Below are 14,466 nucleotides of genomic sequence, written 5' to 3'. Positions count from 1 at the left end.
CACTCTAATCTATTGATTCTCACTCTTCTCCGATCTTGAACCGCTGGAACCTCTGAACGACGATGTTCTCGCCAATCTTGGCGATCTTCTCCGTGATAACGTCCTTAACCGCCTTATCCGGGTCTTTGACAAACGGCTGTTCGAGAAGGCAGCTCTCCTTGTAGTATTTGTCAAGGCGGCCCGCAACGATCTTTTCTATAACGTGTTCCGGCTTACCTGAAGCCCTGGCCTGCTCGGTGTATATCTCACGCTCCCGCTGTAGAATCTCATCAGGAACGTCTTTGCGTGATACAGCGACAGGGTCAGAGGCGGCTATATGCATGGCGATGTGATGAGCAAGGTTCTTGAACTCCTGGTTGCGAGCCACGAAATCCGTCTCGCAGTTGAGCTCAAGCAAAACCCCGAGTTTCGCACCAGGATGGATGTAGGCTTCAATAATCCCTTCCTTTGCTTCACGTCCCGCCTTGGATTCGGCCTTGGCAATGCCCTTCTTGCGAAGTACATCTATTGCCCGCTGGATGTCACCCTCAGATTCAGCGATCGCCTTTTTGCAATCAAGCACCCCTGCGCCGGTCCGCGCCCGCAGTTCCTTTATCGCGTCCAGCTCGCTCACGATTTATCCTCGCTTTCTTCCTCAAGCTCAGCCTCAAAAGCCTTCTTGCTACGCATAACCGCATCAGCAACGACCGAGGTCACAAGCTTGATCGAACGCATAGCATCATCGTTGCCAGGGATTGGGTAGTCCACCGAATCCGGATCGCCGTTGGTGTCAATCAAGGCGATAACCGGTATCTTGAGTCTCCTGACCTCGGCTACCGCGGTGGCTTCCTTCACCGGATCAACAACGAACATCAACCCAGGTATGGAATCCATGTTCCTGACACCTTTATAAAGCTTGCTCATCTTGCGGTGAAGCCGCATGAGTCGCACCTGTTCTTTCTCAGGAAGCTCCTTGAACTGCTCACCCGTGATGATCGAATCAAGCTCTGCGTAACGCTGAACACGCTTAGAGACGTTCTCAAAGTTAGTGAGAAGCCCGCCAACCCAACGGTCAACCACGAAGTAACTGCCGCAGCGTCCGGCTTCTTCGGTTATTATCTCGCGTGCCTGCTGCTTGGTTCCCACGAAGATAGCATCGCCGCCAGTCTCAAGTATCGAACCGACCGCCTCGTAAGCGAGCCGCAAACGCTCAATGGTCTGACGGATGTCGATAATGTGAATACCGTTGCGCTTCCCGTAGATGAAGCGTTCGAACTTCGGGTTCCAGCGCCTGGCCCGGTGACCGAAATGTACACCGGCCTCAAGCAAGTTCTTGAGATCAAAGGACACAACTGGAACGCCCACAGCCCTATCTTGCTCTTTATTCATCGCTTTGTCCATTGGAAACTCTTTCTGCGTTTAGCTAAACCATACTTCATACGTTCTTTCTCTCTAGGGTCTCTCGTAAGAAGTCCGGCGTGCTTCAAGGTTCTCTGGAGATCCGGCTCATGTTTGGCAAGCGCGCGGGCCAGCCCCAGACTGATAGCACCTGCCTGGGCAGAGGTCCCCCCGCCTTTAACCTGAACGCGAACGTCAAATCTCTTGAGGCTATCTGTTACCTCAAGCGGACGAATGGCCGTAAGAGAAAGATCCTTACGTTTCAGGTACTCCTCAAGCCCCTTGCCGTTGGCCGTGAATTTACCTACGCCTGGGGTAAGCCAGATCTTAGCAGTTGCACGCTTGCGGGTTCCGACGGCGTGCTCGGTTGCCATCAGCGACCTCCAATCTCAAACATCTCAGGCTTCTGCGCCTGGTGTGGGTGCAAAGCCGATGCATAGATCTTAAGCCTCCCCAGCCTGCGAGCGCGAAGCTTATTCTTTGGCAGCATGTTCTTCACCGCAAGGAACAGCACACGCTCCGGGTGACGCTTAAGCATCCTCTTGAATGGGACTTCCTTCAAGCCGCCGGGATAAAAACTATGATGGTAGTATACCTTATTTTCAGCCTTCCTACCTGTCAGACGAACCTTGTCCGCGTTTACGACAACTACAAAGTCGCCTGCATCCACATGCGGCGTGTAGGTCGGCTTGCTCTTGCCCATCAAGATCGTGGCTATACGCGTTGCCAGACGACCCAGAACCTGGTCACGGGCATCCACCAGCCACCATTTATGGGTTTCTTTTCTCATTCCTGCTCCAGTCTCTACCATCGGAAGTGTGCGAACGCACGGTTTGCCTCGGCCATCTTGTGGGTCTCCTCCTTCTTCTTGCATGCTGCACCATGATTACGGGAGGCATCCAAGAGCTCGTTGGCCAGCCTTTCAGACATGCGATACTCACTTCTTGAGCGAGCCGCGCGGATGATCCACTTAACAGCCAAGGATTGGCGGCGCTTAGACCTTACCTCCATCGGGACCTGGTAGGTGGAGCCACCTACACGACGGGGCCTGACCTCAAGCACCGGCCTGACGTTTTTGAACGCGCGTTCAAAAACCGTGTAGGCGTCTTCCTTCGTCTTGCGCTCCATAATCTCCAGCGCTTCGTAGAAGATCTTCTGCGCAACGGTCTTCTTGCCAGCCCACATAAGGCTGTTGATGAACTTGGCAACAAGGGTTGAGTTGTAGCGCGGATCCGGCTGGATCTCACGCACAGAGGCTCTACGTCTTCTGCCCATAGAGCCTCCTTAAGCCTTCTTGGGTCGCTTCACCCCGTACAGTGAGCGAGCTTGTTTTCGGCCTTCGACGCCTGCGGTATCCAACACCCCTCGAATCACACGGTAGCGCACACCAGGCAGGTCTTTAACACGACCGCCCTGGATCAAAACAACCGAGTGTTCCTGAAGGTTATGCCCCTCGCCAGGGATGTAGGCAATTACCTCGTAGCCGGTTGTTAAACGCACCTTACACACCTTCCTGAGAGCCGAGTTCGGCTTCTTAGGTGTGGTGGTGTAGACACGCGTGCAGACACCGCGTTTCTGCGGATTGCCCTCAAGCGCGGCTGTCGAGGACCTCCTCTTAGGCATCTTTCGGCCGTAACGAACCAACTGATTAACTGTCGGCATCTCTATCCGGCCTCCGTTTTTGGCATTTCTCTTTGCTCTATGATCTCTTCTTCTGCATCTTTAAGGACAAAGCCCGGGAACCCGGTTCCGGCCGGGATCAGCTTGCCCACGATCACGTTTTCCTTAAGACCTGTAAGGTGATCTACCTTGCCCTCCACGGCAGCCATCGAGAGAACCCTGGTGGTCTCCTGAAACGAGGCGGCTGCAAAGAAACTATTAGTGGTTAAAGAAGCTTTTGTGATACCCAGGAGGATGGGATGGAAGGTCGCAGGAGCAACCCCATCAGCGCGAAGCTTATCATTCACCTCCTGGATACGCTGCTTCTCGATAATCTCTCCCTCCACGAATGTGGAGTCTCCTGGATCGTCTATCTTTACCTTGCTAAGCATCTGCCGCACAATAAGGGCTATATGCTTGTCGTTGATCCTTACACCCTGCATGCGGTAAACCTCCTGAATCTCGTTGGTCAGATACTCCATCACAGCCATGCGTCCCTTTACGCGCAGGATGTCGTGAGGATCTATGTTCCCCTCACAGAGCTTCTCTCCCGCCTTCACGTAGCCTGTATCTTCAACAAGAAGATACTTGGCATAAGGGATCTTGTATTCCTTCTCGGTCCCTGACTCTGATAGTATACGCAAACGACGCACACCCTCCTGTGGTGGATCTATACGGACAGTTCCGTCGATGTCTGCAATAATCGCGGGGTTCTTAGGGTGTTTGGCTTCGAATAGCTCTGAGACTCGAGGCAGACCCCCGGTGATATCGGTAGTCTTGCCGATCTCTCGCTGGAACTTGGCAAGTATCTCTCCTGGGCCTATCTCGGCACCGTCTTCAACAAGGAGATATGCACCCGCCGGCAGCTCATAGCGTCCCAACACCTTACCTTTAGCACCGCAGATCTTAAGCTGAGGGTGACGACGTTTCTCGCGGTCCTCGACGATAATCATCTGTTTGCGCTCAGAGGTGCCAACCACATCCTCACGCAGGGTAACACCGGGGATGATATCCACGAAGCGGACCTTACCAGGGTTGAGAGCGATAATTGAGATCACGTAAGGCTCCCATTCGAAGAGCACGGTTCCTTCGCCAACCTCCTCACCGTCCTTGAGTAGAAGCAAAGAACCCTTAGGAACAACAAACGTCGCCTTGCGTTTCTGTGAGGTAAGTTCAATCGTCCCCCCCTCGCCAATCACGATCACCGCACCATCGGAGCGCTGGACCGTCTCCAGCTTCCCGACCCCTACCTTGCCGTCGAACTTGGCCTCCATACTCGTCTCCTCAGCCGCGCGCTGGGCAACTCCGCCATAGTGGAATGTACGAAGGGTAAGCTGGGTGCCAGGTTCGCCAATGGACTGGGCACCCATGATTCCAACCGCCTCGCCTATCTCAACCATCCTGCCGGTCGCCGGATTGCGACCGTAACACTGAGCACATACCCCGCTGGCGGCCTCGCAGGTAAGGACCGAACGGACACGTACCTTCTCTATGCCCACCTGTTCGATCTCGGCTGCCTTCTCTTCGGTAATCTCCTCGCCGGCGTAGACTATCGCTTCACCGGTGATAGGATTCTGAACGCTCTGCAGTGCTATCCTACCTGTGATACGCTCAGAAAGCGCCTCCATCACCTTTCCACCTTCACGCAGGGCACCAACTTCCTCACCCAGAATCGTCCCACAGTCCTCAATGGCAACGATGACATCCTGGGCGACGTCAACAAGGCGACGGGTAAGGTAACCGGCCTCCGCGGTCTTAAGGGCGGTGTCAGTGAGACCCTTACGCGCACCGTGCGTAGAGAGGAAGTACTCGAGAACCGTAAGGCCGTTCTTGAAGGAACTAATGATAGGACGCTCGATCACCTCTTCACCGGTAAGGCGACGCGAAGGACGAGACATGAGACCGCGCATCGCGGCAAGCTGCTTGGCCTGATCCTTGGAACCACGAGCATCGGAATCGATCAACATAAACAGGGGGTTAAATCCCTCTTGGTCCTCCGTGAGATCATTCATCATGTAATCTAGAAGCTCCCTCGAAGCATTGACCCACATGTTTACTACATTGTTGTACCTCTCCCGTTCGGTGATCACACCCTTTTCGTAGGCGTCATAATACCGCTTGGCCTCCTTCATGGCCTGTCCGATGATCTTTTGCTTAACACGCGGCTCAACCAGATCATCCATCCCTATCGAGGCACCGGATCGAGTAGCATAGTCAAACCCCAATTCCTTAAGGGAATCGAGAAGTTCTGCGGTGCACCTGAAGCCGAAGCCCCTGAAGCAGGCATCAATCAGGTTAACCGTCTCCCTTCTGTTAAGAGCCTTGTTGACGAAACGAAGCTCCTCTGGAAGAACCTCATTAAGGAATACACGCCCAACGGTCGTCTTGACCCGCTTGCCCTTATGCAGCCAATCGATCTCATCAAAAAGACCCATGGTCTTGTTCTCGTAGGCGAGGTGCAGTTCCTCGAATCTGTCGTATAAGGGCCTGGGATCACGGGCCTTACCCGGATGCTGTTTGGTCAGGTAGTAGATACCAAGAACCATGTCCTGTCCTGGCACCATCAACGGTTTCCCGTTCGCAGGTGAGAGGATGTTGTTCGGCGCCAAGAGGAGCACCGAACTTTCAAGAATCGCCTCAGGTGTAAAGGGAACGTGGACAGACATAGTATCACCGTCGAAGTCGGCGTTGAAGGGTGGACAGACCAGAGGATGAATACCGATAGCACGGTTCTCCCACAACCGAGGATAGAAGGCCTGCACCGAAACACGGTGCAGGGTAGGTGCACGGTTAAGGAGCACAGGATGTGATTTAACGATCTCCTCCAGAACCTCCCACATCTCAGGAGCCTCCATGCGGAATAGCTCCTTCGCGCTGCGATCGGACTGGGCGACCTTGCGCTCCTCAAGACGCTGCAGGACTATCGGTTTGAAGAGCTCCTTACCCATCTCCTTGGGCAGTGAGCACTCGTAAAGCTTAAGATGTGGATCTACGACGATCACCGAACGACCGGAGTAGTCAACTCGTTTTCCGAGAAGGTTGCGGCGGAATCGTCCCTGCTTACCCCTAAGGGTTTCGGACAAGGATTTGAGCGGCCTATTGCCGCGTCCCCTGACCGGACGAGAAAGGTGCTCGTTATCAAAGAGCGCGTTTAGAGCCTCCTGAAGCATCCGCTTTTCGTTCTTGAGGATGATATCCGGGGTCTTTATGGACATGAGATGCTTGAGGCGATTGTTGCGGACGACGACACGCTTATAGAGGTCGTTGATGTCCGAGGTTGCATAGCGACCTCCCTCAAGCGCCACCAGGGGACGCAGATCAGGCGGGATAACCGGTATAACCTCAAGGATCATCCACTCCACGCGGTTCTCCGATTGGCGGAACGCCTCTACGATCTTGAGGCGATCAAGCAACGCCCGGCGTTTGGAGACCTCGTGCTTGATACGCGACTTCAGCTCTGCCGAGAGGTCGTCAAGGTCTATCGCCCTGAGGAGCTCCAAAAGGGACTCCGTCCCCATGCCGGCCTTAAGACCCTCATATCTCGATATCACATCATGATACTCGTCCTCGTCGTAGATAAGGGAAAGCTTCTTGTAAGTTGATGAACCTGTCTCAAGCACAACGTAGGCTTCGTAGTTGACGATACTTTCAATCTGGCCTGCGGACAGGTCCAGAAGCTTGCCTATCTTGGAAGGAGGCACCTTGTAGAAAAGTGAATGCACCACCGGGATGGCAAGCTCGATGTGTCCCATACGTTCACGGCGCACCGCCGAGGTGGTAACCTCCACGCCGCAACGGTCACAGACTATTCCCTTGTAGCGAACCTTCTTGTACTTGCCGCAACTGCACTCGTAGTTCTTCACAGGACCGAAGATACGCTCGCAGAAGAGCCCGTCACGCTCAGGTTTCTGCGTGCGGTAGTTGATGGTCTCTGCCTTGGTAACCTCTCCCATGGACCAGCTACGTACGTCCTCAGGTGAGGCTATCTGAATCCTGAGTGCATCAAAATCCCAACCTTCAACTCTATCGGGAGGCATTCTTCTTCTCCTTTAGTGGAACTAGATTAAGCCCAAGCCCTCGAAGCTCCTTGACAAGCACGTTAAAGCTTGCCGGCATCGTTGGAGGCGGAGGGTTTTGCCCCTTGATAAGCGCCTCATACAAGGCGTTGCGCCCTTCCACGTCGTCGGACTTAATGGTTAACATCTCCTGAAGGGTATGAGCGGCACCGTAAGCCTCAAGCGCCCAGACCTCCATCTCTCCGAAACGCTGACCGCCAAACTGAGCCTTACCGCCCAGTGGCTGCTGGGTGATAAGCGAGTAGGTTCCGGTCGAACGGGCGTGAATCTTGTCATCAACCATGTGAATGAGCTTCATCATATACATGTAGCCTACGGTGACGTCTCCGTCGAACTCCTCTCCGGTGCGGCCGTCGCGCAACCTCACCTTACCGGACAAAGGCAGGCCGGCTTCACGAAGTTCTTCTTTGATCTCTTCAATCGTGGCGCCCTCAAAGATCGGACAGACAGCGTTGTAACCCAACCGGTGAGCGGCGTATCCCAGGATCGTCTCAAGGATCTGTCCGATGTTCATACGCGAGGGCACACTCAAGGTGTTAAGGACCATGTCAACCGGCGTGCCGTCAGACAGGTAAGGCATGTCCTCGACCGGAAGGATCTTGGAGACAACACCCTTGTTACCGTGACGACCTGAAAGCTTGTCACCTACCGAGAGGTTTCGCTTCTGAGCGATGTAGATCTTTAGCGATTTAAGCACCCCGTGCGGCAGATCATCGCCCCTTGAGGCGTTTTCAAGCTGGCTACGCAGCTCGTCTTCCAGCTCGGAAAGAACCTTTGCCGTTCGCTGTAGTAGTTCGGAGAGCTTGGCTGTCTTCTTCTTATCGGTAAGTTGAATCTTTGCAAGCTTCAGTTTGTCAAAAGGCAGATCCTCAAGAAGCGAATCTGTAAGAACCTCACCCTTGGCAAGTATCTCCTTACCGCGTTTACTGAGAACCGCAGCGGCAAGTTTTTGGCCTGAAAGCAGGCGGCGCAGTTCTGTGTCGCGCTGAGCAAGTAGTAGCTCACGACGGTCGTCGAAGCGCCTCTCAACGCTGCGACGGCGCTCCTCGATTACACGACGTGCCAGGGGATCCTGGGTATTGCGTGTAAGGATCCTGCACCCTATCACCGTGCCGAAGACGCCGGGCTCCACGCGCAGAGAGGTATCGCGGACGTTTGTCGCCTTCTCTCCGAAGATCGCACGAAGAAGACGCTCCTCAGGGGTAAGCTCTGTGTCTCCTCGAGGGGTGATGCGGCCCGCAAGGATATCGTCGGGTTTAACCTCCGCCCCGATGCGAACGATCCCGAACTCATCAAGATCAACCAGGTCAGATTCTGACGCCCCTGGTATATCACGAGTAATCTCCTCCGGGCCAAGACGGGTCTCACGGGCCTGGACCTCGTACTCAAGAACCTGGATGGAGGTAAACTCATCCTCCACCAGAATCCGCTCTGAGACGACGATCGCATCCTCATAGTTATAACCCCATAGAGGCATGAAAGCAACCAGGATGTTGCGTCCCAGTGAAAGATGCCCCTGGCAGGTTGAAGGGCCGTCGGCCATAACCTGGCCACGCTTTACACGCTCGCCAGGTTTAACAATCGGCCGGTAGTGGATACAGGTATACTGATTGGATTTCTGGAAGTTGCGCAACCGGTACTCGCGGATGCCTTGCTTCGTCTCGAGGAGTATCCTCTTGGCATCCACGTAAGCCACTCGTCCGGGTTCGTCTGTTGCAACAACCGACTCCGCCTTTCGGGCAACTGTCTCCTCTACGCCTGTCATAACATAAGGAGCCTCTGGCCGGATAAGTGGTACGGCCTGACGCTGCATATTTGAACCCATGAGAGCCCGGTCGCCGTCGTCGTGCTCAAGGAATGGAATAAGAGAGGTTGAGGGCGAGAATATCTGTCTGGGAGAGAAGGTCACGTAGTCAATCTTTTCGGGCGGAACCATCACCACCTCACCCCTCAAGCGTGCGGGGACCTCCTTGCCCTTGATGCGGCGCTCGGAGTCAAACTCAAGCTCGTCAGGGGGGGCGATGCTAAACTCCTCTTCGGCTTCGGCGTTCAGGTAATCAATCTTGCCGGTTATACGACCGTTCTCGACCTTTACGTAAGGGGTCTTGATAAAGCCGTAAGCGTCGATCTTACTGTAGTAGGCAAGCGATGTGATGAGACCGATGTTCTGCCCTTCCGGGGTCTCTATAGGACAGATGCGGCCGAAGTGGGAGTAGTGAACGTCGCGCACCTCGAAACCTGCTGTCTCCTTGGTGAGTCCACCCGGGCCGAGTGCTGTCAGACGACGCTTATGCGTAAGCTCTGCCAACGGATTGACCTGTTCCATAAACTGGGATACAGTGCCGGTGGTAAAGAAACGCGTAACGCTGTTGGAGACGACCGGAGAGTTGAGAAGTTCAAGCGGGGTCGCCTTTTCCTCGTCGATGAAGCTCGCGCGCTCCTTGGAGTTCTGTCCCAGTTGCAGAAGCGATTGACGGAAAACGTTGTAAAGCTGCTCTCCTATACCCTTAACCCGACGGTTGGAGAGGTGATCCATATCATCAGAGGGATGACGGCGCTCGGCGAATTCGATAAGTCTCTTTGAGATGGCAAGCATCTCGTCCTTGCGCAGGATCAGATCCTTTCTTTTCTTAAACCCGAGTTTCGCGTTAAGCTTGTGTCTGCCTACCCTGCCCAAACTGAACCTGCGGTGATCGAAAAGCATCCCGAAGACAAGTCTTTTGGCCAGATCGATCGTTGAGGGCATCACCGAACGCAGCTTGTAGTAGATCCTCCGCAAGGCGTCATCTTCCGAGGTAGACTTATCGGCACGGATCGAATCAATAAGCACACGCACACCGTAGCGGTCCTCATCGAATACCTTGACCTTGGAGATCCGGCGTTCCCTAAGGAATCCACACAGCTCGGCGGTAAGCTCGTCACCGAGATCGGCCAGGGTCACCCCATCCGGGGTCTTGACCGTGGCGGCCAAAACAACTCCCTCTTTGGGAGCTGTCTCGCGCGTGCGAACGAACTCGTCTACCAGATCCTCAGGGGTATACCCCAGAGTCCTTAGGAAGGTAAAAAGGGGCACCTTGCGCCTTCGCTCAAAGACCGCGGTGAGGACGTTGTTGTTGCCAACGTCTATCTGGAACCAGGCGCCGCGTTCGGGAACAATCAGCGTGGAGTAGGCGCCCTTCATCAATGAGAAGTAGATACCAGGTGAGCGCTGCAACTGGCTGATAACCACGCGCTCCACCCCGTGGATGATAAAGCTGCCGCCCGAGGTGATGTAGGGAACGTCACAGATGTAGACCTTCTGTCCGATTACATCCTTTAGGCGTGGCTCGGCCCCCTTTTCTTCGGGTTCAAAGAACCGGGTCAGCCTGAAGAAACCGTTTACAGGTCTGGAGTAGGTGGCGCCTCGCTCAATCGCCTCCTCAGGCGTATAAAGCGAAGGTCCTACTTCGTAGCCCAGATATTCAAGCCGAAGATGACTATGAATATCCTCTATAGGAAAGGCCTCGTCGAAAGCGGCCTCCAGGCCTATGAGTTTTCGCTTCTCGGGCACAACATCGGTCTGCAGACACTCCTCGAAAGAGCCTATCTGGATGTTCTTCATCGCCTCGGCCGTTCCGTATCTCGGAAGCTTAGAGAAGTCCTTGAACTTCATCAGCCTACTTCAGCTCTACCTTGGCTCCAACCGACTCCAGTTTCTTCTTGATCTCCTCGGCTTCCTCTTTGCCAGCGGCTTCCTTAACGGTTCCAGGGAGGTTGTCGATAAGATCCTTGGCTTCCTTGAGTCCGAGGCTGGTGACGCTACGAACCTCCTTTAGAACCTGCAGCTTCTGTCCGCCAACATCGGTAAGAACAATGTCAAACTCATTCTTCTCAGCGACAACTTCGGCAGAAGCACCAGCAGCAGCCCCCGCAGCAGCGGCGGGAGCAACTGCAACCGCCTGGATTGAAAACCTCTCCTTCAAGGTCTCCACCAGCTCAGCGAGCTCAAGCACGGTAAGAGAACCGATCTCATCAACAAGCTTGTCCAGCTTGACTGTGCCGGCCTTGACCTTCTTTACCTTCTTCTCCTCTTTCTTTTCTGCAACCGCAGTGGCGGCTTCCTTGGTTACTTTAGCCTTTTTAGCTTCTTTAGTCTCCTTAGCCTTGACGGCTTCTTCGCTCATTGTACCTCCTTTTGCGCTCTGAGCGAACTCAAAACTCCTACTAACTCCTGCAGCTTGGCCTGCAATACACTGACCAGCGCACTCTTTGCTCCTTCAAATAGGCCAACGAGTTGCGAAAGCAACTCATCATGTGATGGAATCTTTGCCAGACGCTCTACCTCCTCAACCGTAAAGAAACGTCCTTCAAGAAACGCTCCCTTGAATCTTATGGGAACATCCTTGCTGGCGAACTCCGAAACCTTGCGTGCCGGAACCAACTCATCATCCAAGGAATAAAGCACAGCGGTAGAGCTAAGCAGAACCGCTGGATCAGGGATCTTTATATCGAGCTCGGATAAGACACGTACCAGCAAGCGGTTCTTGACAACCCTCATCCGGGCGTTCTCAGCACGCAGCTGGCTACGTAGGCGGGTCACATCGTTGGCGTTGATCCCGGTAAAGTCGGCAAAGTAGTAGTTATCTACCTTGCTGAACTCCCGGACGAGCTCGGCAACCAGCTTTTTCTTCTCCGCCTTGATCATTACAACTCCTCTTTGCGTACAAGCTCCGTAACTTCTTTTGGATCAAGCTTTATAGACGGCCCCATCGTGGCGGACATATATATGGAGCGGATATACTGCCCTTTGAAGGTCTTGGGGCGCAGTCTCGCAAGCTCGGAAATAAACGCCAACAGGTTCGCTTTAATGTCCTGGGTTGAAAAACTCATCTTGCCGAGCACAGCGTGGACGTTACCTGTCCGGTCAGTGCGGAACTGCACTCGCCCGCCCTTGATCTGCTTAACCGCCTGAGCGACGTCAAAGGTAACGGTTCCAGCTTTGGGAGAGGGCATAAGACCTCTGGGACCCAGGAGCTTACCCAATCTTCCGACTACAGACATCGCATCCGGCGTAGCTACCGCGACATCAAAGTCAACCCATCCCCCTTGAATCTTTTCAGCAAGATCATCAAGGCCGATGTAGTCAGCTCCTGCTTCGGCTGCCTCCTGTTCCTTCTCGCCCTTGGCGAAAACCAGCACCTTAACTTCCCTACCTGTTCCTTTGGGCAAAGAGACCGTGCCACGCACCATCTGATCGGCCTTGCGCGGATCAACGCCCAGCTTGACGCCTATATCCACGGTCTCATCAAATTTGGCGCTTGCCGTCTCCTTGAGCAAAGGCAAAGCCTCATCCAACGGGTACACACGGCTTGTGTCGATCCTCGTTGCCAGATCGCGAAATCGTTTACCGTGCTGCATCAATCCTCCACCGTGATGCCCATGGATCGGGCGGTTCCTTCGATAATCCTTATAGCCGCCTCCTCGGATGCAGCATTGAGATCATCGGCCTTCTTGCGGACGATCTCCATAAGCTGTTTTCTTTTGATAGAAGCCACCTTCAGGGTGTTAGGCGTGCCTGATCCCTTGGCTATCTTACAGGCCTGCTTCAAAAGGACCGACGCCGGCGGGCTCTTCGTAACGAAGGAGAAGCTCTTGTCTTTGTAGACGGTGATCACTACCGGCGTGATCAATCCCGGAGAGAGCTTAGAGGTAGCAGCGTTAAACTGCTTGCAGAACTCCGGGATGTTAAGCTGCCACTGACTCAAAGCGGGGCCTACCGGAGGAGCAGGGGTCGCCTGGCCCGCAGGGATGTGCAGCTTGATCTGTCCAATAACCTGTTTACCTTTAGCCTTGGCCACTTTCTTTCTCCTTCATGTGCTAAATCGTTTGCACCTCGATAATATCAAGTTCTATGGGCGTCGAACGCCCGAAGATCGTCACAAACACCCGCACCTTCCCGCGCTCCGGGTTGATCTCATCCACCGTCCCGATAAAACCGGCAAATGGGCCTGAGGTGATCTTGACGCTCTCGCCGGTCGAGAATGGCACCTCTGCAGTCATCTTCTCCTGCCCCTTGTTCATCTCCTCCAGAACGGCCACAGTCTCTTCTTCTGACAGGGCGGAGGGACTCTTTTTGGTACCCAAGAGTCTCACCACTCCAGGAGTAGAGTTGATCAGCTTAAACGTCTCCTCGGTGGGCTCCAGCTCGACAAGGATGTGTCCTGGAAAGAGACGTCTCTCCTCTACACTCTTCTTGCCCTTCTTAATGCGCCACACCCGCTCCACAGGCACTATGATCCGACCGAACTTATCCGCCAACTCACTGCGTTCAATCAGCTTGGAAAGAAGCTTCTTCACCTTGGCCTCGTGCCCGGTGTAGGTGTGAACGACAAAAAACTTCATAAGAACGCTTTCAAAAGAAGCGCTAGAAGTGTCTTAAATACCGTATCTATACCCCACACAAACAGCGCCATTATGGTGCTCAGGATAAGAACAGCTCCAGTAGCGCCTATAAGCTCCTTGCGTGATGTCCAGGAGACGCGCTTCATCTCGCTGATTACACCTTTGAAGAAATCTCTAAGCTTACCAAACACTCGCTCCTCGCTTGGTTCAAGCAGGCCTGGAGGGATTCGAACCCCCAACACCCGGATTTGGAGTCCGGTGCTCTGCCGTTAGAGCTACAGGCCTGTTACTTAACTTCTTTGTGTTCTGTATGCTTGCGGCAGAATCGGCAGTATTTCTTTAGGGTAACACGATCCTGTGTGTTGCGCTTGTTCTTGGTGGTAGTGTAGTTGCGTCGCTTACACTCCGAACAGGCAAGTGTTATGATTACACGCATCACTCCACTACCTTGGTGACTACGCCGGCGCCTACGGTGCGACCACCCTCTCGGATCGCAAACCGGGAACCGTCCTCCAATGCAACGTCGGAGATCAACTCCACCGTCAACTCTACGTTGTCACCAGGCATCACCATCTCTACTCCATCTGGAAGCGCAACAGAACCCGTAACGTCCGTAGTACGAATGTAGAACTGAGGACGATAACCGGCAAAGAACGGACTGTGACGTCCGCCCTCCTCCTTCTTTAAAACGTACACCTGTCCGACAAACTTCGTGTGAGGCGTTATCGAACCCGGCTTCGCTACCACCATACCGCGAGCCACCTCGTCCTTGTCTATACCGCGCAGAAGAACACCAACGTTGTCTCCAGCTATAGCCTCGTCCAATATCTTGCGAAACATCTCCAAACTGGTAGCTACAGTCTTGCGGTGCATACCGAAGCCGATAAGCTCTACCTCGTCGCCAGGAACAATCCTACCGCGCTCCACCTTACCCGTTACCACCGTGCCGCGACCCGTAATAGAAAAGATGTCC

At 54.0% G+C, this 14,466-nt stretch carries 16 protein-coding genes and 1 tRNA gene; all 17 read right to left on the bottom strand.

Features of this window, described 5'->3' with window-relative positions; translation table 11 throughout:
* Nucleotides 1-19: 19 nt before the first annotated feature.
* A complete protein-coding gene (tsf, locus tag CEE36_06055; protein TKJ42827.1) occupies nt 20-616 on the bottom strand; it encodes an elongation factor Ts in 597 nt (198 codons plus the stop codon).
* Nucleotides 610-1,368, bottom strand: a complete 759-nt coding sequence (rpsB, locus tag CEE36_06050; GenBank protein ID TKJ42826.1) for a 30S ribosomal protein S2 — start codon at nt 1,366-1,368, stop codon at nt 610-612. Before rpsB ends, tsf begins: the two co-directional genes overlap by 7 nt.
* Nucleotides 1,365-1,751: a 30S ribosomal protein S9 gene (locus CEE36_06045; protein TKJ42825.1), complete on the bottom strand. Its 387-nt coding sequence runs from the start codon at nt 1,749-1,751 to the stop codon at nt 1,365-1,367. The genes rpsB and CEE36_06045 overlap by 4 nt, the downstream gene beginning before the upstream one ends.
* The gene (locus tag CEE36_06040) at nt 1,751-2,188 is read right to left on the bottom strand and encodes a 50S ribosomal protein L13 (protein ID TKJ42824.1); all 438 of its coding nucleotides are present in this window, start codon (nt 2,186-2,188) and stop codon (nt 1,751-1,753) included. Before CEE36_06040 ends, CEE36_06045 begins: the two co-directional genes overlap by 1 nt.
* Nucleotides 2,182-2,652 carry a 30S ribosomal protein S7 gene (locus CEE36_06035; GenBank protein TKJ42823.1) on the bottom strand — a complete coding sequence of 157 codons (471 nt, stop codon included), beginning with the start codon at nt 2,650-2,652 and terminating at the stop codon, nt 2,182-2,184. Before CEE36_06035 ends, CEE36_06040 begins: the two co-directional genes overlap by 7 nt.
* A gap of 9 nt (nt 2,653-2,661) precedes the next feature.
* Complete coding sequence (locus CEE36_06030) at nt 2,662-3,039, bottom strand: 30S ribosomal protein S12 (protein ID TKJ42822.1); 378 nt, start codon at nt 3,037-3,039, stop codon at nt 2,662-2,664.
* 2 nt (nt 3,040-3,041) lie between these two features.
* Nucleotides 3,042-7,073, bottom strand: a complete 4,032-nt coding sequence (gene rpoC / locus CEE36_06025; GenBank protein TKJ42821.1) for a DNA-directed RNA polymerase subunit beta' — start codon at nt 7,071-7,073, stop codon at nt 3,042-3,044.
* Nucleotides 7,060-10,764, bottom strand: a complete 3,705-nt coding sequence (gene rpoB, locus CEE36_06020) for a DNA-directed RNA polymerase subunit beta (protein TKJ42820.1) — start codon at nt 10,762-10,764, stop codon at nt 7,060-7,062. The genes rpoC and rpoB overlap by 14 nt, the downstream gene beginning before the upstream one ends.
* Nucleotides 10,765-10,768: 4 nt before the next feature.
* Nucleotides 10,769-11,275 carry a 50S ribosomal protein L7/L12 gene (locus tag CEE36_06015; GenBank protein TKJ42819.1) on the bottom strand — a complete coding sequence of 169 codons (507 nt, stop codon included), beginning with the start codon at nt 11,273-11,275 and terminating at the stop codon, nt 10,769-10,771.
* Nucleotides 11,272-11,796 carry a 50S ribosomal protein L10 gene (rplJ, locus tag CEE36_06010; protein TKJ42818.1) on the bottom strand — a complete coding sequence of 175 codons (525 nt, stop codon included), beginning with the start codon at nt 11,794-11,796 and terminating at the stop codon, nt 11,272-11,274. Before rplJ ends, CEE36_06015 begins: the two co-directional genes overlap by 4 nt.
* Nucleotides 11,796-12,512, bottom strand: coding sequence for a 50S ribosomal protein L1 (locus CEE36_06005; protein ID TKJ42817.1), 717 nt, complete (start codon nt 12,510-12,512; stop codon nt 11,796-11,798). The genes rplJ and CEE36_06005 overlap by 1 nt, the downstream gene beginning before the upstream one ends.
* Complete coding sequence (gene rplK / locus CEE36_06000) at nt 12,509-12,949, bottom strand: 50S ribosomal protein L11 (GenBank protein TKJ42816.1); 441 nt, start codon at nt 12,947-12,949, stop codon at nt 12,509-12,511. Before rplK ends, CEE36_06005 begins: the two co-directional genes overlap by 4 nt.
* Nucleotides 12,950-12,968: 19 nt before the next feature.
* A complete protein-coding gene (gene nusG / locus CEE36_05995) occupies nt 12,969-13,493 on the bottom strand; it encodes a transcription termination/antitermination factor NusG (GenBank protein TKJ42815.1) in 525 nt (174 codons plus the stop codon).
* Nucleotides 13,490-13,639, bottom strand: a complete 150-nt coding sequence (gene secE, locus CEE36_05990) for a preprotein translocase subunit SecE (protein ID TKJ42901.1) — start codon at nt 13,637-13,639, stop codon at nt 13,490-13,492. The genes nusG and secE overlap by 4 nt, the downstream gene beginning before the upstream one ends.
* 66 nt (nt 13,640-13,705) lie before the next feature.
* Nucleotides 13,706-13,778: transfer RNA gene (locus CEE36_05985), tRNA-Trp, on the bottom strand.
* A gap of 1 nt (nt 13,779) precedes the next feature.
* Entirely contained in the window at nt 13,780-13,929 is a 150-nt protein-coding gene (gene rpmG / locus CEE36_05980; GenBank protein TKJ42814.1) for a 50S ribosomal protein L33, read from the bottom strand.
* Nucleotides 13,929-14,466: elongation factor Tu (tuf, locus tag CEE36_05975; GenBank protein ID TKJ42813.1), on the bottom strand; the 538-nt coding region annotated here is incomplete at its 5' end. The genes rpmG and tuf, both read right to left, overlap by 1 nt.

It is taken from the genome of candidate division TA06 bacterium B3_TA06, assembly GCA_005223075.1.
GTDB lineage: Bacteria > Hydrothermota > Tepidihabitantia > B3-TA06 > B3-TA06 > B3-TA06.
The sequence above is the reverse complement of the archived record's forward strand: the minus strand, read 5'-3'. Positions and strand labels throughout refer to the sequence as shown.

Coding starts and splice junctions, on each gene's coding strand:
- rpoB (TKJ42820.1), bottom strand. CDS start 10,764: ATGAAGTTCAAGGACTTCTCTAAGCTTCCGAGATACGGAACGGCCGAG.
- rplJ (TKJ42818.1), bottom strand. CDS start 11,796: ATGATCAAGGCGGAGAAGAAAAAGCTGGTTGCCGAGCTCGTCCGGGAG.
- nusG (TKJ42815.1), bottom strand. CDS start 13,493: ATGAAGTTTTTTGTCGTTCACACCTACACCGGGCACGAGGCCAAGGTG.
- CEE36_06035 (TKJ42823.1), bottom strand. CDS start 2,652: ATGGGCAGAAGACGTAGAGCCTCTGTGCGTGAGATCCAGCCGGATCCG.
- secE (TKJ42901.1), bottom strand. CDS start 13,639: ATGAAGCGCGTCTCCTGGACATCACGCAAGGAGCTTATAGGCGCTACT.
- rpoC (TKJ42821.1), bottom strand. CDS start 7,073: ATGCCTCCCGATAGAGTTGAAGGTTGGGATTTTGATGCACTCAGGATT.
- rpmG (TKJ42814.1), bottom strand. CDS start 13,929: ATGCGTGTAATCATAACACTTGCCTGTTCGGAGTGTAAGCGACGCAAC.
- CEE36_06040 (TKJ42824.1), bottom strand. CDS start 2,188: ATGGTAGAGACTGGAGCAGGAATGAGAAAAGAAACCCATAAATGGTGG.
- CEE36_06045 (TKJ42825.1), bottom strand. CDS start 1,751: ATGGCAACCGAGCACGCCGTCGGAACCCGCAAGCGTGCAACTGCTAAG.
- rpsB (TKJ42826.1), bottom strand. CDS start 1,368: ATGAATAAAGAGCAAGATAGGGCTGTGGGCGTTCCAGTTGTGTCCTTT.
- CEE36_06030 (TKJ42822.1), bottom strand. CDS start 3,039: ATGCCGACAGTTAATCAGTTGGTTCGTTACGGCCGAAAGATGCCTAAG.
- CEE36_06015 (TKJ42819.1), bottom strand. CDS start 11,275: ATGAGCGAAGAAGCCGTCAAGGCTAAGGAGACTAAAGAAGCTAAAAAG.